16 protein-coding genes are annotated in these 18159 nt (G+C 59.6%); 11 read left to right on the forward strand and 5 right to left on the reverse strand.

The window, feature by feature from the left end; genetic code table 11:
• Window positions 1-12: 12 nt before the first annotated feature.
• A complete protein-coding gene (gene hydF / locus Q0J85_RS02245; RefSeq protein ID WP_294477854.1) occupies window positions 13-1254 on the reverse strand; it encodes a [FeFe] hydrogenase H-cluster maturation GTPase HydF in 1242 nt (413 codons plus the stop codon).
• Window positions 1255-1405: 151 nt separating this feature from the next.
• On the opposite strand from hydF, the gene Q0J85_RS02250 reads away from it, so the two are divergent.
• From Q0J85_RS02250 to Q0J85_RS02265, 4 genes are all read left to right on the forward strand, one after another.
• Window positions 1406-1933 carry a DUF2062 domain-containing protein gene (locus Q0J85_RS02250; protein WP_294477857.1) on the forward strand — a complete coding sequence of 176 codons (528 nt, stop codon included), beginning with the start codon at window positions 1406-1408 and terminating at the stop codon, window positions 1931-1933.
• Window positions 1934-2005: 72 nt separating this feature from the next.
• A complete protein-coding gene (locus Q0J85_RS02255) occupies window positions 2006-2707 on the forward strand; it encodes a phosphatidylserine decarboxylase (RefSeq protein ID WP_294477859.1) in 702 nt (233 codons plus the stop codon).
• Window positions 2704-3543, forward strand: coding sequence for a CDP-alcohol phosphatidyltransferase family protein (locus tag Q0J85_RS02260; protein ID WP_294477861.1), 840 nt, complete (start codon window positions 2704-2706; stop codon window positions 3541-3543). The genes Q0J85_RS02255 and Q0J85_RS02260 overlap by 4 nt, the downstream gene beginning before the upstream one ends.
• Window positions 3544-3546: 3 nt before the next feature.
• Entirely contained in the window at window positions 3547-4518 is a 972-nt protein-coding gene (locus tag Q0J85_RS02265; protein ID WP_294477863.1) for an NAD(P)-dependent oxidoreductase, read from the forward strand.
• A 15-nt stretch (window positions 4519-4533) separates the two neighbouring features.
• Here Q0J85_RS02265 and Q0J85_RS02270 read toward each other — a convergent pair whose 3' ends face one another.
• Together Q0J85_RS02270 and Q0J85_RS02275 are read right to left on the reverse strand one after the other, a co-directional pair.
• Window positions 4534-5571, reverse strand: coding sequence for a hypothetical protein (locus Q0J85_RS02270; RefSeq protein WP_294477865.1), 1038 nt, complete (start codon window positions 5569-5571; stop codon window positions 4534-4536).
• Between the two features lie 124 nt (window positions 5572-5695).
• Window positions 5696-6337 carry a prepilin-type N-terminal cleavage/methylation domain-containing protein gene (locus tag Q0J85_RS02275; RefSeq protein ID WP_294477867.1) on the reverse strand — a complete coding sequence of 214 codons (642 nt, stop codon included), beginning with the start codon at window positions 6335-6337 and terminating at the stop codon, window positions 5696-5698.
• Between the two features lie 246 nt (window positions 6338-6583).
• On the opposite strand from Q0J85_RS02275, the gene Q0J85_RS02280 reads away from it, so the two are divergent.
• The 7 genes from Q0J85_RS02280 to Q0J85_RS02310 all read left to right on the forward strand — a co-directional run bounded on the left by Q0J85_RS02280 (window position 6584) and on the right by Q0J85_RS02310 (window position 16445).
• Window positions 6584-7273: a prepilin-type N-terminal cleavage/methylation domain-containing protein gene (locus Q0J85_RS02280; protein ID WP_294477868.1), complete on the forward strand. Its 690-nt coding sequence runs from the start codon at window positions 6584-6586 to the stop codon at window positions 7271-7273.
• A 33-nt stretch (window positions 7274-7306) separates the two neighbouring features.
• Window positions 7307-7684, forward strand: coding sequence for a carboxymuconolactone decarboxylase family protein (locus Q0J85_RS02285; RefSeq protein ID WP_294477870.1), 378 nt, complete (start codon window positions 7307-7309; stop codon window positions 7682-7684).
• A 190-nt stretch (window positions 7685-7874) separates the two neighbouring features.
• Window positions 7875-8144: a 30S ribosomal protein S15 gene (rpsO, locus tag Q0J85_RS02290; protein ID WP_294477872.1), complete on the forward strand. Its 270-nt coding sequence runs from the start codon at window positions 7875-7877 to the stop codon at window positions 8142-8144.
• 191 nt (window positions 8145-8335) lie between these two features.
• Window positions 8336-10534 carry a hypothetical protein gene (locus Q0J85_RS02295; protein ID WP_294477874.1) on the forward strand — a complete coding sequence of 733 codons (2199 nt, stop codon included), beginning with the start codon at window positions 8336-8338 and terminating at the stop codon, window positions 10532-10534.
• Entirely contained in the window at window positions 10531-12201 is a 1671-nt protein-coding gene (locus tag Q0J85_RS02300; protein WP_294477876.1) for a hypothetical protein, read from the forward strand. Before Q0J85_RS02295 ends, Q0J85_RS02300 begins: the two co-directional genes overlap by 4 nt.
• Window positions 12198-14567, forward strand: coding sequence for a hypothetical protein (locus Q0J85_RS02305; protein WP_294477877.1), 2370 nt, complete (start codon window positions 12198-12200; stop codon window positions 14565-14567). The genes Q0J85_RS02300 and Q0J85_RS02305 overlap by 4 nt, the downstream gene beginning before the upstream one ends.
• Before the next feature lie 120 nt (window positions 14568-14687).
• Window positions 14688-16445: a glycoside hydrolase family 2 protein gene (locus tag Q0J85_RS02310; protein ID WP_294477879.1), complete on the forward strand. Its 1758-nt coding sequence runs from the start codon at window positions 14688-14690 to the stop codon at window positions 16443-16445.
• Window positions 16446-16539: 94 nt separating this feature from the next.
• On the opposite strand, the gene Q0J85_RS02315 is transcribed toward Q0J85_RS02310, so the two are convergent.
• Window positions 16540-17412 carry a hypothetical protein gene (locus Q0J85_RS02315; RefSeq protein WP_294477881.1) on the reverse strand — a complete coding sequence of 291 codons (873 nt, stop codon included), beginning with the start codon at window positions 17410-17412 and terminating at the stop codon, window positions 16540-16542.
• Complete coding sequence (locus Q0J85_RS02320; protein WP_294477883.1) at window positions 17373-18158, reverse strand: hypothetical protein; 786 nt, start codon at window positions 18156-18158, stop codon at window positions 17373-17375. Before Q0J85_RS02320 ends, Q0J85_RS02315 begins: the two co-directional genes overlap by 40 nt.
• Window position 18159: the final 1 nt, after the last annotated feature.

An 18159-nucleotide genomic window follows, 5' to 3' on the forward strand; every position in this document is an offset into this window, starting at 1 on the left:
TGCGACAGAAGCTCAGCCGTTCCGGAACGCCTCCAGCGCCTCCGGAAACGGCGAGAGCACCCGCTCAATCACGCCGTGGCAGGTGGAGATCGCCATACCGTAATTCGTGATCGGCACACCGCTGCGGCGGGCGTTTTCGATCCGGCGCAGGGTTTCGCGCCGGTTCAACATGCAGCTCCCGCAGTGAATGACGAGCTGATACTCCGAGAGGTCGGAGGGATAGTCGCGCCCTGCCCCGACCGTGACACGCAGCTCTCCGCCGACGAACTTCGCAAGCCAGCGCGGAATCTTGACGCGGCCGATATCGTCGTAGCTCGCGTGATGCGTGCACGCCTCGGCGATGAAAACCCGGTCTCCGGGTTTGAGCGAGCGAATCCGTCCCGCCCCGGCCGCGAACACCGGCATATCCCCTTTAAGCCGCGCAAAGAGAATCGAGAAAGTCGTGCACGGCACATCCGGCGGGGTTTCCCGCACCATGAGATCGACCACCTGCGAGTCGCAGACCACGAGAGCCGGTTTTTCACGCAGATTCGCGAGGGCGTCCTGATAGGCGCTCTCCTTGACCACATAGCAGAGCGCATCGGAATCGAGCGCGTCACGGATCGCCTGCACCTGCGGCAGAATCAGTCTCCCTTTCGGAGCCTGAATGTCGACCGGGACAATGAGGACAACGGTATCGCCCGGCTTCACGAGGTCGCCGAGCAGCGGCGGCGGCGTGAGGAAATCCTCCGGGCATCCCGCGAGCAGCACATCTTTGAGCAGCGGCAGAACACGTTCGCGCTCGGCCGCGCCTCCGTTTGAGGAGACGCAGAGCGGCTCGAATCCGGTCGCCTCGCGCAGTTTTGCCAGAAACTCCGGCTCTGGCGCGGCAAGATCGCACTTGTTGACCACGGGGATGAGGCTGACGTGATGATCTTTCGCGACTGCGAGCATGCGTTCCTCGGGAGCGCCCCAAATGCCCGCGCCGGTCACGAGCAGAATCACATCGGCCCGGTCGAACGCGCGGCCGGAACGCTCGATCCGGCGGTTGCCGAGTTCGGTTTCATCGTCGATTCCGGCGGTATCGAGGAAGAGAACGGGCCCGAGCGGGCGCAGTTCCATCGCTTTTTCGACCACGTCGGTGGTGGTGCCGGGAACGGGCGAAGTGATTGCGACGTCCTGCCCGGCGATGAGATTCATGAAGCTGGATTTGCCGGAGTTCGTGCGTCCGGCAACGGCGATCTGGAGGCGCATGGAGCGCGGTGCGGTTTCCATTTCAGAAAAACTCCTCTTGCGGATGAAATTCATCGTATTACTTAAAATACCACAGAAAAAGAAAAAAAGCAACGTTTTCCCCGTTTGAAAAATCCTTATTGCGCCTGTATAGTGAAAAAATTTCATATTCGGGTCGCAAAGGGGAACAGAAATGTCCGGAAAACGACGCGGAACGGCGGAAAAACTCCGGAGACGCCTCCGCTTCTACTATTTGAAAATCATGCGGAACAACGGCTCTCCGGAGTATATCGCACGCGGGGTTGCGGTGGGGATTTTCATTGGTTTCTTTCTGCCGATCGGATTTCAATCTCTGCCGGCGATCGCGCTGGCCTGGCTGCTCAAGGGGGCGAAAATTCCGGCGTTTCTGCTGACGTTTCACAGCAATTACGTCACATCGTTCTTCTTCTACCCGGTGCAGTGTTATGTGGGAAGCTGGCTGCTGTTTCATCCGCTGCGCTGGCGGATGCTGACGGAACAGCTGCACTCCCTGGTCAACGAACCATCGCTCAAGGCATTCTTTGAGCTGGGGACGCCGCTGGTGCTCTCGTTCTTTGCCGGAGGGCTCTTCTTCGGATTGCTCACAGCGATTCCCGGCTACCGCCTCACGGTTCGTCTGGTCCTCCGCTTCCGGGCGGAACGCGCGAAAAGACGGGCAAAAGCCACTGGAAAAAAGTTGTAAAAACGGCGCGGACGGTTATATTATGTTACGATTTCAGGCAGATCACTCAATGATAAGGATTCAAACGGCGTAATGATGACTTTGACCAGATACGGATTTCGGGAATGGGGCAGCGCGCTGCTGATTACGGCGGTGGTGCTGGTCGGCTGTTATTTTCTGGGCAGATACGTTCATCCCGGCTGGGGGTGCGGAGTCGGTGCGGTTGCGATTGTGGTGTTTGTCGCGTTCGCGGCGTTCTTCCGGAATCCGAAGCGGACGATTCCGGAAGATCCGGAACTGCTCGTCGCCCCCGCGGACGGCGTGGTGCGCGATATCGGCGAGGTGGATGACTTCAATGTTCCGCCGTTCGAGGGGCGCGCACTGCGGATCGGGATTTTCCTCTCGGTGCTGAACGTCCATGTGAACCGGGCTCCTGCCGAATTCAATGTGACCGGAAAATTTTACCGGGAGGGCGAATACCTCGATGCACGCCACCCCGAGTGTGACAAACGCAACGAGGCGATGACCATCTCCGGGACCGCGAACGCCGGCGGAAAGAGCTTCCCGATGGCCGTCCGCCAGATCTCCGGGAAAATCGCCCGCAGAATCGTCTGCCCGGTCGATCCCGGCCGCAAACTGCGGCGCGGTGAAGTTTACGGGATGATCAAATTCGGCTCACGCACCGAACTCTATCTGCCGGTCGGCGAGTTCGACGTCAAAGTGAAAGTCGGCGACAAGGTCCGCGGCGGAGAAACCGTCATGGCGGTCGCCGCCAACGGCGGGGGCAGCAAATGAAGCAGCGGTTCCGCAACCTGCTGAAAACCAACAAATGGCTCAAATATGTGCCGAACTCGCTGACGCTGTGCAATTCGCTCTGCGGTTTTCTCGCGATTCTCATCACGCTGCGGGCGTACGAGCGGGGGATGGACCGGCTCGACGTCTTTTTCTGGAGCGCGGTCATCATCTGCTGCGCGATGATCTTCGATTCGCTCGACGGACTCGCGGCGCGGATCTTCAACGCCGCGAGCATGCACGGAATTCAGATGGATTCGCTCGCGGACATGGTGACATTCGGCGTCGCACCGGCGACGCTGGTCGCGGTCATGACCCATTCGCTGCGGACTCCGAACCACATCGGACGCACGGAAGAGATCATCATCTATCTGCTCTGCTCGGTCTACGTCGGCGGAGCGGCTCTGCGCCTGGCGACTTACAATGTCCATGCGATGCTCGAAAAGAAGTCCGGCGATAAATTCAGCGGACTGCCCTCCCCCGGCGCGGCGATCGGAATCTGCGTGGTCGTGGCTTACGCATGGTCCTGCGACATCGATCTCACGAAATATGCGTTTCTGCTGCCGGCCTATGCGGCGTTCCTCGGACTGCTGATGGTCAGCCCGATCCCCTACACGCACGCCGCAAAGTGGCTGCTCTCCGTGCGCCGCAACCGGAAACGGGAACTGCTGCTGGCGGCGATGCTGCTGGTGGTGGTGTTCTTCCGGTTTGCGGGGCTGGCAGTGCTCGTGACGCTTTACATCTTCGGCGGGCCGGCGCTCGCGCTGTTCCGGATTCTGTTCCGCCGCGAAACGGAGGAAACGACCCGGACGGCGAATCCGGCGGGAAAGGCGGGTTGATTCATGCGTTATCTCATTACCGGCGGAGCCGGGTTCATCGGCGGCCATCTGGTCGAATCTCTGCTTGCGGACGGCCATGAAGTGGTCGTCGTGGACGACTATTCGACCGGATCACCGCGCAATCTCGCGAACGTCGCGGCTCATCCGAAGCTGCGGATCATCGAGGCGGACATCCTTGAAAGCGCCGAACTGCTCGACGCCGAGATCGCCGCGTGTGACGCAGTGTTCCATCTCGCCGCCGCCGTCGGTGTCGAACTGGTGGTCAAGGATCCGGTCCGCACGATCACCACAAATGTGCACGGAACCGAAAATGTGCTGAAGCCGGCGGCGAAATACGGCCGCCGCATCATCGTCGCCTCCACGAGCGAGGTTTACGGCAAGTCGACTCTCCCGGAATTTACGGAGACGGACGATCTGCTGATCGGCTCGCCTTATCATTCGCGCTGGTCCTACGCCTGCAGCAAACTGCTGGATGAATTCTACGTCATGGCCTTTCACCGCGCGGTGAATCTGCCGGGGACGGTGGTGCGCTTCTTCAATACGGTCGGACCGCGGCAGACCGGCATGTACGGCATGGTGATTCCGCGTTTTGTCGGGCGGGCGCTCGCCGGAGAGCCGCTGCAGGTCTACGGAAACGGGAAGCAGTCGCGCTGTTTCTGTCACGTCGCGGATGTGGTGCGCGCGCTGCGGCTGCTCGTCGACTGTCCGGAATCACATGGTCAGATCTACAACATCGGCGGCAGACGCTCGATCACGATCGCCGAACTCGCGCAGCTTGTGATCGACCGCACCGGGAGCAGCTCGAAAATTGAATACCTCTCCTACGACAAGGCGTATGCGAAAGGATTCGAGGACATGATGCGCCGGATGCCGAACACCGAAGCGATTCGCAAACTGACCGGCTGGCAGCCGGAACACACGCTCGAAGAGGTCATCGACGACGTCCGTGACTGTCTGCTCGCCGAACGCGGCTGAGTCGGGACTCGCCTCTTATTGCCGCGCCCCGGCGTTTTTCTGCTGTTCCGCGCGGATATCGTGCATGGTTCTGCGATAGAAGTGGGGACCGACGACTTTCGCGTAGTAGGGATAGCGCTTTTTAAGTTCTTCCGGGCAATCCGGTTCGATATTCTGGAATCGGCGATAGAACCAGAGATATTGATCCGGATAACGGCGGATGTACGATTCGGAGATGCGCATCAAATCCTGCAGAACCTCCGTCTCGTCCCGATACTCGCTGAACGGCTTCGGCAGATAATCGGAGTGGGCGTAAACTCGTCCGTCCTCATGGCGCACGCTCGTGCCGTAGACGATGACCGCCGGGATGTCGTGCGCAAGGCAGTATTTCATGAGGTGCGCCGGGGCTGTGCTGCTCGGAACCGGCAGTCCGAAAAACTCGACGAAACTGCCGCCGTCGCGGACGCGGGTGTTCTGGTCGATCAGCGTGCCGACGCCGCGGCCGTCGCGCAGTGCCCGGGTCGCGGCGCGGATCGCCCCGTTGGAAAAGATGATTTCAAGGCCTTTGACCTTTTCGCGGTTGCCGCTGTTGAGCAACCGGTTCAGATAGGGGTTGCGGACGGGTTTCGCGATGGCGACCATATCGACTCCGGCGTAATAGGGAGCCATGACGCCGGAGGCCTCCCAGCTGCCGAGGTGGGGGTTCACGAAGATGATCCGTTCATGCCGGGCGACGTGCCCCTTGAGCCGTTCGGTGATATCTTCCGGCAGAACGTAACACCGTTCGATGCGGTCGGAGCGTCCGTTGAGCCAGACGAATTCGGCCATGTTCAGCGCGAGGTTGTGCAGCGACCGCCGGGCGACGGCGGCGACTTCAGCGGCGGAATATTCGGGGAACGCGGTTCGGATGTTCGCGCGCACGAGTTTGCGGATCGAGGGGATGAGGTTCATCGCACAGCCGCAAATCCACGCGACCCCCTTAACGGCGCAATAGGGCATGATCCGCAGGAGTTTATAAGGAATCAGAATCGCGAGATAGACCAGAAAGTCCCGCAGTTTTGTAAAAAAGCGCATTGCGCACCCCTTTCATCATGAGTTTGAACGGCGGAAATATACACGCGGGGGGGATTTTTTTCCAGTCGGAGGACAAAAAAAACGGCGCGGGAATCCGCGCCGTGAATGTCGATGCAGCCCGGAATCACTTCCAGCTGACGATATCGTCCTGGTTGTCGGAGCCGGTACCGTCCGCCGCATTCCGCCCATCATCATCGACGCCATTCGGGCCGAGCGAATAGATGGCGACTTTTCCGGCGATGGATTTGTCACTGTCATACGGCATTTCGATCTGGTCGGCGAAATCGACGTCGATCATGATGACATAACGATGCCCCCAGGGGTCGCGCCAGAGATAGGGCAGATTGACATCGTCGGTTCCATTCTGGGCGGGATCGTAGCTGGGCTTCGGATCGAGGAACTGAATCCGCCGCTTGTTGATGTTCAAATCAGAAGAGTCGTTGAACATTCTGTTCTTCGGGTCGGTCAATTCGACGATGTACTTGTCATAGGCGTCGACGTTATGATTGAGACCGCCGATTTTGACGAAAGTTTTCCCGCTTTCCGGAGAGGGCATGTCGGCGCTGCCTTTTTTCATCATCTGCTGGTAGGTGTTTTCGACGCCTTTCAGAGCGGTCATGATCGAAGTCATGTCGGCCCTGGCCTGGGTTTCGCGTCCTTTCTGCTGACCGAGCATGACCGCGGGGATCAGCAGACCGGCCAGAATCGCGATGATGGCGATCACCACCAACAGTTCCGTCAAAGTGAACGAATTTCGTGTTCTCATGATTCAGAATTCCCGTATTTACCAGCTTCTATTTGTCAGGACACCGATTGCAGGTACACGTCCTTTATTGTTATAGTAAGTTCTTTTTCGTGATTTTTCAAATCACAATCGCTTTTTTTTGGCGAAAAATCGCAGGAAACAGCGGAAACGGCTTGACAAATTGCATTTGGCCGATTAGGTTATTCGTCGGGAATCCTTGTGAATCCATTTGAAATACGATACTTTTGCCATACGGAAGGGACAACCATGAAACAGCAGCGTTACAACTTTACGCTCACAGAACTGCTCGCGGTCATCGCGATCATCGCGATCCTCGCCGGATTGCTGCTCCCCGCGATCAACGGAGCACGTGTCCGCGCCAAAACCGCCGCCTGCCTCAGCAACCAGAAGCAGGTAACTTCGTTCATCCGCGCCTACATGAACGACTCCGATCAATATTTCATGTCCGCAACGGGCGGCGACTGGCACAACTGGGGGTACACGTTGAACCGCCGCAATCTCGTCTCCGACGTGAGAGTGCTGCGCTGTCCGGCCATCTTGAACTACTCTCAGAACAGCGGCGACCCCGCCCAGTTCACCAATGAGGTCGGGGAAATCTACGGCGCGGTCTACAACGACAAGGGATTTGATTTCCGCGGAACCGCTTATCTCTACGACTCCACCAACAAGGTGCAGGTTTCGCCGACTCAGCTCATTCTCGGCGGCTGCACGGTCAGCAGCGCGAACAAACCCGTTCATTTGCTGAATCTCTCCGGGGATGCGAGCGCAACTGCCGGCAATCTTTACAAAATCCACGGCAATTTCAGCAACGTGTTCTATCTCGACGGACATGCCGAGAGCATTCAGGAGGCCGACCTCAACAAACGCTATTACCCGAAAGTGAGCGGAGAGGGCGCGGAAAAAGTGGCGGCCGGCTACAAATTCCTCACAGAATAACGACTTCCGCAGTTGAAACAAGGAGACAGGGAAATGGCCGGAGTCAAACTTTACAACAAGACCGGGGACGCGAAAGCGGCCAAGATTCAGGAAGGGATCGAGAAGAAGTTCGGTTTCGTTCCGGAGGTGTTTCAGGCGATGGGGCGCAACGGGGATTTCCTCGATCTGGCCATGCGCATCGCCGAAGCCGCCGGCAAGGGACTCGACCCCAAGACCAAGGAGCTCATCATCATCGCGGTCAGCGCGGTCAACGGCTGTGAATACTGCCTCGATGCGCACCGTTCGGCAGCTCTCGCGGCCGGCGTGACCGATGAGGAGATCACCGCCGCGATCGAAGTCGCCGCCTCGATCAGCCTTTACAACAACTTCAACAAGGCGATCAGCCTGAAATCCGATCTGAAGTCCAAATAAGGATTGAAGCTGACGCTCGACGCCGGGTTTGCGAAAAATCCGGCGTTTTTCTTTGTAAAAAGGCCCTGCCCGACTTGAAAAACTGCGGAGGTGGGGATATTTTAATCAAATCTGACAACGGTTCAGGTGGTTTCCGCTCTTTGTCCGGGCGGGAGGCTGCCGAACACGCAATTCTGAAAGGAAGAGAAAGATGGACAAGGCGAAGAGAAGTGAAATCATCAGCAAGTACGGCCGCAAAGAGGGCGACACCGGTTCTCCGGAAGTCCAGATTGCTCTGCTGAGCGCCCGCATTCTTGAGCTCACCGAGCACCTGAAAGCGAACAAGAAAGACCACAGCACCCGCCGCGGTCTGCTCGCGATGGTGAGCCTCCGCAAGAAGCTGCTTGCCTACCTGATGCGCGAGAACATCGCGAAATACATTGAGATCACCGACGCGCTCGGCATCCGCCGCGCGAAGTAATCGGGATCAATGCCGGAAAGAGCCGGAGTCGTCGTGACTCCGGCTTTTTTTCTGCACCCGGAAGTTGCGGATCCCGCTAAGAATCGGGAAACGGGCGACGTCTTATTGGCGTAATCAGACGGGATGCACTTCGGCCGAGGTCGCAACGGAGGCATTCCGCGAATTCCAATACGCGATATGGAGGAGTTTCGATGGGAAAAGCGATGAGTTGGCTGGCAGCGATGATTCTGGCTCTGTCCGCGGGAGCGGCGGAACTTGCGATTCCGCCGAATGCGCTGGATGTGTCCGTGCCGTACGGCAAATATTATACGCAGTCCGTGATCTCGTACCGGGGAAACGCGATCCGGATCGGCAAAGTCCCCGGACTCCAGATCCAGTCGCTGTTCTGCCTCTCGGAGCTGACGCCGGGCGAGCAGCGTTTGCGCTTCACGGGGCGGGCGTTCTCCCCGGAGAGCAGCGCCACCGTCACGCTCACCGCATTCGGTCTGCACCCGGTCGGGGGAGAGTGCAGCCAGACAAGTTCCCGGAGACAAAACAAGTTTCAATTCCAGCTCCGGCTTCCGGCCGATCAGCAGGGGGTTGCGGAATTCCCTTTTCAGCTCGACCCGCAGAAACTGCTCTGCCTGGGATGCGGCAAACCCCTGAATCATTGTCATGTCACATTCTCGCTCACCATCGACAAACTGCCGCCGAGAGTCAACCCGGATGAGTGGGGATTCGACCTCGCGGAAATCCGGCTGACCGCGACCTCGCCCCTCGCCGCCCAACTGCAGCCGGCAGGTCTGACGGCTGAGATCGCGAAAGAGCAAAAGCGGTTTGACCGCTGGCAACAGGAGCATCTTGCCATTCTGAAACGTTATCCGACAGAGAATCGATTCGATGCGTCGGCCTATCCCGGCGGGAAGAATTCATACAGTCGAGGGTTGCCGCCCGACGCGGTCTATCGTTACTTTACTGAAGCGGAATTGCAGCGGCTCAATCCGCTCTTTCAGGTGAAGAAACTTGCGGGATGGAACTTTTATCAGGAGGATGTCTACTGGCAGATCTTCCCGGAAATCGCCGGGTTCGAGAACGTGAACCGGGTGTTTCAGCGCGCGGGCGTTCTCTATGGCTGCGCACCGTATCAGCTCGCGCGCTGGAATCCGGGCGAGGCGAAATGGGAGTATCTGTCGGACGAGTGGAGACACCGCCCGGTCAAAACCTTCCCCGATGCGGCAGGTGAGATTTTCATCGAAAACAATACGGCCCGCAGCCTCTCCGATTACAGTGAAGTGAAGCTGCCCGCCCGTTCGCGGCACCAGTATGCGACGACGGGGAAACGAACATTCCAGATCGCCCCGGAGCGGCAGGCTCTGCTCGTCGGAGCGGCCGACTTCTCGAACCCGCAGCCGCTGGAACTGCCGCTGCCGCAAATTTCCGGGGCAAGGGCGGTCGAGATCCGCAACCTCTACCCATGCGCGGACAGAGAACGACTGCTCGTGGAGTACACGGCATTTCTGCCGAACAACGCAACTCCGGTGCTGATGGAGCTCGACGCCGCCACTCTCACGCTCACGCCGAAACTTCCGGCCATCGCGGGGAATTACAGCTTGCAGATCCAGGAAAACAACTGGAGCTTCCTCTCGGGAATCGGAACTCTCTTCGACCCCGGCAAAGGGCAGCCGCTGGCCATGCTCCGGGACGCGCCGCCTTTGCCGGAGGAGACCGGAGTGACACTCCCGCGACTCGGAATCACCGCCCGGCAGGCGAAAGCGCTGCGGAAATCGCTGCGACTCGGAGTCTATGCCGTGGCGGACGTGACCGACGAACATGGGCTGATCTGGCTCAATCTCGTCAACCCGGCGGAATCGCTGCGTTTCTTCGGGCTGGAACAGCGGCTGAATCTCGGTTTGAATGAGGACGGAACAGCGCTTCTGGCCGTAATGCCGGACGGGGTTTACGAGATCCGGCCGAAACAGCTGCCGGAAATGCCCGCGTTTCGGCTGGAGATCCGGACTGCGCCGGAACTCCCCGCACCGGCGGAACTCGTCACGGAGATCGAGTCCGATTCCCCCGCGCTCTTCCGCGCGGAAAAACAGGACGGGAAGATCATCTTTCTCAACCGCCCGGCCGCGGCGGCAACGGCTGTCCGACTGCGGCTTGCGCTTACGTCCGACTGCGAATCGTATCTTCTCCGCTTCGATTCGCCCGTCCGGACAGGATTCCATTTCACGGCGGAGAGGGCGGACGGCGAAGCGGTCGAGTGTTCCTGGATCGACCCGCAGACGCTGCGGATCAGCTGCGACACCGCGCTGCTGCATGTGGAACTCCAGAAGCAGCAGGAGTCGCGCCGGTTGAAACTCGAAAGCATTGCACCCGTCAAATCGCAACGGAAAGGAACGACGAAATGAAACCATCCCTTTTTCTTTGTGTGGCAGTCGCGGTTTTCATGCTTCTGCCCGGCAGCGGCGCGCTCAAAGCGGCGGTGACGCAGGCCGATCTGGAGGAGTTTCTGCCGCCGGCCCGGATGGTTCACTCCGGCGACGGTGCGGCGGGGATCGCCGCACTCGAACAAATCGCTCCTCGCAACAAGTTCGCCGCAGCCGCGCTCTATTTGATTTACAGCCGCGGTTATTGCGGGAAAGCGGTCGACTATCCGAAAGCGATCCGCTGGTTCAATTCGTTGTACCCCTCGGAGTTCTATGCCCGGGAGCTGATGCGGTTCTGGGGGGTGAACAGTTTTCCGCCGGCGGGAGAGGTCACGAGCGTGGTTCTGCGGAACGAGTATGGAGAATACCGGAAAGAGCTCACCGGCACCCATCCGCTCCGGAATTGTTATCGGGAGCGGATTCGCAACGTCGGCGGCGTCATTCCGAGAGCGATTTTCCTGGTCGGACTCGACGCCGGAAAACTGAAAATGGAAACACTCCGCATCGCCCGTGAGATGGGCAGTGCTTCCGCCTGGCTTTATCAACCGGTTCCGAACGAAAATCCCGCTGCGCAGAAATTCGCAGCAAAGGTCGATACGCTCGAAAAAGCCGTCGAACTCGGCCATGTCCCGAGCATGATCGAACTGGCCGGGATCTGTCAGAAAAACGGATTCGGACGCCCCGTCGATCACCGGCGCGCGAGCGAACTCCTGAGACGGGCGGAACAGGAACTCCTCGCATGCCGGGAGGCGGGCTGTACCCATGCCGAAGCCGAACTCAAAAAGGTTCGCACGATGCTGCATGCCGTGCCGGACTTCTCGAAAAGCACGGTCGGTCTGCTCGAGGATCTGCTGCGCAATCAAAGCAGCCGCCACCCCGATCTGCTGCTCAATGCCGCTCTCGCTGACGAGATCGGGAAACGCAACGACCATGTCGAATGCGCATTCTACCGGCTGCTGCCGCAGCTGGACGCCCCCCGCAAAAGAGCCGAACTGCGCCCGGAACTCGAACGAATTGCGGAAGCGGGCAGCGCCGGCGCGATCCGCTTTCTGCTCGAAACGGGGGAAGCGCGGAAGCGGAGCCACTACTGCTATCTGGCCGGAAAATTCGGCGTGCGGCTCCCCGGCGCCGCCACTTCCGAGGCGTGTTACCGGGAAGCATACCGGCAGCTTCAGACCTGGAGATTCAATCTATCCGGAGAGGAGTATATGAAGGAGCTGCGGCTTCTCGCGGCGGTTCTGCCCGAGGCGAAGGAGGAGTTCGACCGCGAGTTCGGGCGGGAAGCGGGGATGGAGACCGAAGCGGCTCTCCGCATCGCCCGTCCGGAGTCCGCCCGCGCCGAATGGATCGAACTCGAGGGTCACAAGCTCCTGAAAGTCACGGTTCTGCCGTGCGATCAGCCCAACTATCTGGATATTGCGCTGAAACCGGTTCCGGGGGAAAAGTTCTTTGAATTCTCGGTTCACTCCATGACTTCGCTGCCGAGCAATGAGGTCTGGATCGATCTCGTCCGACCCGACGGTTCACGAAGTCGCTGCTGCGTCAATGAAACCTGCTGGAAAGCACGCCCGGAGCGGGTCCGGATCAACATCGCTCCGACACGGAAAAACTTCGAGCTCAAAATTCGATGGATGGGTAGAACACAATGAATTCATCCGCTCTCCTGTCATCCGTACGGCGGTTCGCGCTCCCCGTCCTGATACTCACGTTCACGCTCGGCCTCTGCGCCGGAGCCGCGGAAAAAATCGCTCTCGGCGCTTACGGCGGAAACGCCGAATCGCTCGCAGATCTCTTCCTTGCGGACTGCGGCGAGCGGTATGAATTCGTCGACCGTTCACGAATTCCGGAGCTGGAACACGAACAGCGTCTGCTCCGGTTCGGGACGGAGGCGCATTCCCGCCGCATGCGGCTCGTCGGGGCGACGCTCTACGTGACGTTGCGGGAACGGCCGGGAAACAAGGTGGAAGCCGCCATATTCGAGACACAATACGGACTGCGGCTCAAGACGGCTGTCCTCCCGGAGGACGATCCCCGGGGGCTCGAACGACTCCTCGAAACCGCATCGAAGAGCATCCGCTCACCGGAGACGACCCGTTTCATCTCCCTCGTGGCGATTCGCAACAATTTGCACGCCTCGCTGCGGGAGCAGGCCCGGAGCATCGCCGCTGAACTCACAGCCCGCACCCGCGCGCTCGACGCGGTCTTTCTTGAGCGCGACTACCTGGTCGAGCTGCTGCGCGAACGCGAATTGACCGGACAGTGGGCCAAGGCTCTCTTCGCCACGGAGACGCTGCACTTCGAGCTGAATCCCGGCTCGTCGCCGGATCGTTTCGTCATCGACGCCTGCCTGACCGACGTCGACGACACAATCACATTCCGACGCGAAATCGAGAGCGCCGACCAGCTGCCCCGGCTGTTCGAGGAGCTCGAAGCTCACTGGCGCAAAGCCTCCGCTCCGAAACGCGGCTCGGCCGAAGCCGAGGCGGCCCGGTTTCATCGGGAGGCCGAAGCCGCCCGCGCCAGACACGATCACGAAAAGGCGACACGACTCGATTTCGCCGCGTTCGCGCTCTCCAACTCCAATATCCGATATCTGAACGGCATCGTGAACCATTCGGCTCAGGAGATCCGCGCCGTCTATCCCTATTACCGCGCCGCGCTCGATTATCTGGCTGCGCATCCCGAACTGCTCGACGACTTTGCGCGGCACAGTGCCGCCATAAGGCTCTGCGGCGTCATTCGGAGTCGACGTGCCGGACTTGAGCCGGAGCAGCGGCGGAGTTTCCGGGAGTTCCTCGATCGAAACCGCGACTGTTTTCTCGACGCGGTGTTCACGGAGGAGCGTCCTGCGTGCGCCGTCGAGCGGGAGTTGAACCGTTTCCCGAAAATCGTCCCGGAACTCTATGACTCCCCCCGCGACTATCAGGCGGCACTCGCGGAATCCTGGCGGAAACTTCTCGTCTTTCTGCGAGCCGGAAAACCGCGCGAACTCACCCCCGCTCAATGGCAGCAGATTCTTTGCAGACGGGTTTACGATCTGACCGGACAGCTGTTCCTCCTGCAAAACGCCCTGCCCCGCCGCACACTGCCGGAGTGGACGCGCTCAACCTGCCGCACCCTCGATGAAATCGGCGGGCCGCTGCGGCCGCTCAGCCGGATTCTGGCAGCCAACGCCCTGCTCTACTCGCCGGATTACAGCGATGAAAAGGTTCTGGCACTCTTCCGGGAATACTTCCATCTGGCACGCGAAGAGAATGCCGGACTGCCGGAGGAGTGCGAATTCTTCGATCGGCAGAAACTCGAACCCTATCCGGGAATGGTCGAAGCGGTCAAAAAGCTCCACTCCGATTTTGCCGCAGGCCCGGCCCAATCTCCGCAGCCTCCCGTACCCGTGACCACCGGAGAAGCCGGGAGGAACGAACTGGCCTCCTGCCGGGGGCCGGAACCGGACGAACGGTACATTCTGACGTTCGACGACTTCGACTACCGGATCGTGAAGCGGGAGAAATCCGGAAAGGAGACCGAAATGGCGACTTTCCCGCGCGGGTATCAGGATCCGCCTCCACGCCTCCCCTCCGGCCGCCGGATCTGGCAGCTCTCCTGCGACGGGAAACGGTTTGCCGTGACCAATTCCGTTCACCTCTACACCGGATCGGGCGGCATTCTGACCGAAGTGCGCCGGTTTCCGTTCGCGATCCGGGCGGTGGCGCTCTGCGGCGGGCGCGTGTATCTGGCGGGAGATCGGGAACTCATGAGCTGTACCCCGCAGGGAGAAGATCGGATCGTTCACCTCTCCGCATGGCAGACCGGCAAGACTCCCGAACTCATGAAACAACATCCCGGATTGACGATCCGGAATCTCGAAGCGGATGCGTCCGGGAAATTTCTCTATCTCGACCTTGCGGATGACAGGATCGGAGAACGTCTCCGGCTGGATGTGCGATCCGGAGAGACGATCCGCTGTCGATCCGAATCCGGGCAGGATTTCTTGAAAAAAAGCGATTTTTCGCATTGATTCGCCGATATTTCACATTCCAAATTAAAAAAATTGCTGTATATTGTATGAGAAAGCGCAACTTTTCATAAAAAGGAGGATGTGAACATGAGTGCGATTCCGCGTCCGGAATATCCCCGTATGCAATTTCGTCGAGAGGATTCCTGGATCAATCTGAACGGGAGCTGGCGTTGCCGGTTCGATTTCGGCAAAACCGGCGTCGAGCGGAGCTGGCAGACCAAAACCGACGCATTTGACCGCGAGATCATCGTGCCGTTCTGCGTGGAGAGTTCGCTCTCCGGAATCGGCTACACGGACTTCGTCGAATCGCTTTTCTACGCCCGGCGCCTGACCGTTCCGGAAGCGTGGGAAGGCAAAACCATCCTGCTTCACTTCGGCGCGGTCGAATACGCCGCGACGGTCTGGATCGACGGAGTCGAGGCCGGACGTCATCAGGGCGGATCCGCGAGTTTCACACTTGACGTGACCGAATTCGTAAAGCCGGGCGTCGAACAGGAACTGGTCGTCCACGTTCTCGACGAACTTCGTTCCGGCTGCCAGGGCGGCGGCAAACAGTCCTACGCGCCCTACTCCGCCGGCTGCAACTACACTCGCGTGACCGGAATCTGGCAGACGGTCTGGATGGAGGCTGTCCATCCGGCGGCGCTCGCCTCCTGCCGCATCACTTCCGCGATCGAATCCGGAAAATTCTCGGTCGAACCCCGTTTCCGGCTCGACCGGCGCGGATACACGTTCACCGTCATTCTCAAGGCGGACGGCAAGGAACTGAACCGCGTGAGCGGCCCGGCGACGACCGGATTCCCGATGGAGATCGCGGTGCCCTCGCCTCGACTCTGGTCTCCGGCGGATCCGTATCTCTACGACCTCACGTTTGAACTGTGCGACGAAACCGGCGCGCTGGTCGACCGGGTCGAGAGCTACGCGGGGCTGCGCAGAGTGCACATCGAGGGGAATCGCGTCTACCTGAACAATCAGCCGATCTTCCAGCGGCTCGTGCTCGATCAGGGCTTCTACCCGGACGGGATCTGGACCGCGCCCTCCGACGAGGCGCTGCGCCATGACATCGAACTCTCGATGGCGGCGGGATTCAACGGCGCGCGTCTTCACCAGAAAGTGTTTGAAGAGCGTTTCTTCTACTGGGCGGACAAACTCGGCTACCTCACCTGGAACGAATATCCGAGCTGGGGGATGAGCTGGGCTCTTCCGGAAGCGCGTTACCGTTACCTTGACGAGTGGCTCGAAATCGTCGAACGCGACCGGAATCATCCGTCGATCGTGGCATGGAGTCCGCTCAACGAGAGCGTGCATCCGAGCGATGAGTGTCTCGCCGTGGCGTTCTCCGCGCCCGGGTCGCTCGAGCTGTACCGGACGTTCATCCGGAACATCTACGACCGCACGAAAGCGCTCGATCCGACCCGTCCGGTCAACGACTCGAGCGGTTACATCCACGCGAAAACCGATCTCTGGACGGTGCATCCCTACCGGGCGACGGCGGCGGATCTGAAAGCGGCAATCCGCCCGGCAGACTCCGAGGTGATGATTCACGCGCCGAAATACGAGTGCGCCTACTCGGGGCAGCCGTATGTGATCGATGAATGGGGCGGCTTCAAGTTCATCCCGGAGTCGCGCCGCGCGACGACGCAGGAAGGCTGGGGATACCACGGGATCGACCTCAAAACCCCGCAGGAACTCTGCGCGAAAATCGAGGAACAGGTCGACGTGATGATCAACGATCCCGGCATCGCGGGCTACTGCTACACGCAGCTCACGGACGTCGAGCAGGAGGAGAACGGCGTCTACTGCTACGACCGCACCCCGAAAGTTCCGGACGGCAGTCTGAAGCCGATCTTCAGCAAAAAGCCGGAGTGGTCGATCTGAGTCCACGGCGCTTATCCGGCGGCTCCCCGTTTTCCGGGGAGCCGTTTTTCATGTTCAGCGGGGAATTTCAGCGCCCCGGCTTTCCCCGCGTTTTCTATCTGAATTCCAGCTCTCCGCGTTCGGCGGAGGGGAAGAATTGGTTGGAAATGCTGCCGTAGAAACTCCAGCCGTCGAACAGATCCGGCGGGAGCGGCTGCGCCTCGACTTTCTGATCGTCAAACGCATAAAAAACGGTTTCCCCCTCCTGCGTGATCCAGCCGTAGTCATGGAACACCCGGTCCGGGCACGCCGCGACATACTCTTTCCCGTCGTACTCGAACAATACCAGAAGCTGCCGCGCCGCCGCGTCCGCCAGATAGTTGCCGTCCTTGTCACGCAGGAGAAGCCGCCCGTCTTTCAGCCGGTAGACATTGAACGCGGTTCGTCCACCCGTGTTGACCCGGAGATAGCGGTAAACGGCCCCGTCCGCCTTGCCGAAACACAGCCGGTATTCGTACTCCGCCTGGAACGGGTGGATGGGACGCTCCTCGAATGCGAGTTCCACCCCCTGTTCCGGCGGCAGTTCAAAACTGCGCCAGTCGCCTTGAACAATCGCGAAATGAATCAGAGAGTACGCGACGGAACAGACCCCGGGGATACACACGAACAACAGAAACAGAACCACAAAAGGCGGGATCTCACTCCGGTTTTCCGCGCGGTATTTCTTCCGGATGAAGCGGGCACAGCCGACAATCGCGCCGATCGCAGCGGCAAACGCCACCGGAACGACAATCAGAACCCACAACTCCGAATTCAAGCCCGCCAGCCCGGCCAGCAGAAATATCACGAAGAGCGCCGTCGAACATCCGACGGGGACGCTTTTCAAGGCGACGATCCAGTTTCCGGTCATGCGCCGGGTGCGCGGGATCGCCCAGAGAACCGCCGGAATCACCAGCAGCAGAAGAGCGGCAACAATATCTGAACCCATATTTCAACTCCGGTTACCCAGGCGGAGCCCCTCTTCCGCCGCACGTTACAATAATCCCCGTTCCGACGGATTGCAAATGCGCCGAATCGATCCGGCGCGGCGGCACGGAAGAAAATGCGCCCCGCTTCAACCGGAATGAGCCCCGCCGCCGAACCATTTCCGAAACCATCGGAAAAAGCCTCCTCCCTTTTCCCTGCGGCACGTTTCGCTGCCGCAGAGAATCCGGTCAGCCAGGATCCTTTTTCCGCGAAAATGCCGAGGAAGTGATTTTGCAGCGCAACCGCGCAATCATCGGAAAGATAACACTCATAGGCGTATGAATCACAATAAGGGTCGATTCCGCCCCAGGTATTCCAGTTCCGCAACAGGAGACGCATGAGCGGCCGCCCGCCGGAATCCCGGATGGTCATTTCGTGAAGCGAGTCCGGGCTGGAATCGTCGCCGAGTTCTTCCTCCGGCTTTTTCTGCCGGAGCATGTATTGCCGGTATTCGTCCACCGTCCCGCACAGGACGCCGCCGTCCGTCTCCATCACGCAGAAACACGGGGCAAAAAAGTCCGCCAGCCCCTGAACGATGTCGATGCTCATATCGAAATCGAAGAACGGATGAGACGCTGACGTGTGCTGAATGATCTCGAATTTACGCCAGGAATCAGGGATTCCATCGGGCGCCGGCCCGTCATGCAGGCAGCCTCTCACCAGAGAGGCCACCCTCCCGTCGAACATTGTGGATTCGCCGCATGCCATT

It is taken from the genome of uncultured Victivallis sp. (assembly GCA_944389935.1).
In the GTDB taxonomy this organism is placed as follows: domain Bacteria; phylum Verrucomicrobiota; class Lentisphaeria; order Victivallales; family Victivallaceae; genus Victivallis.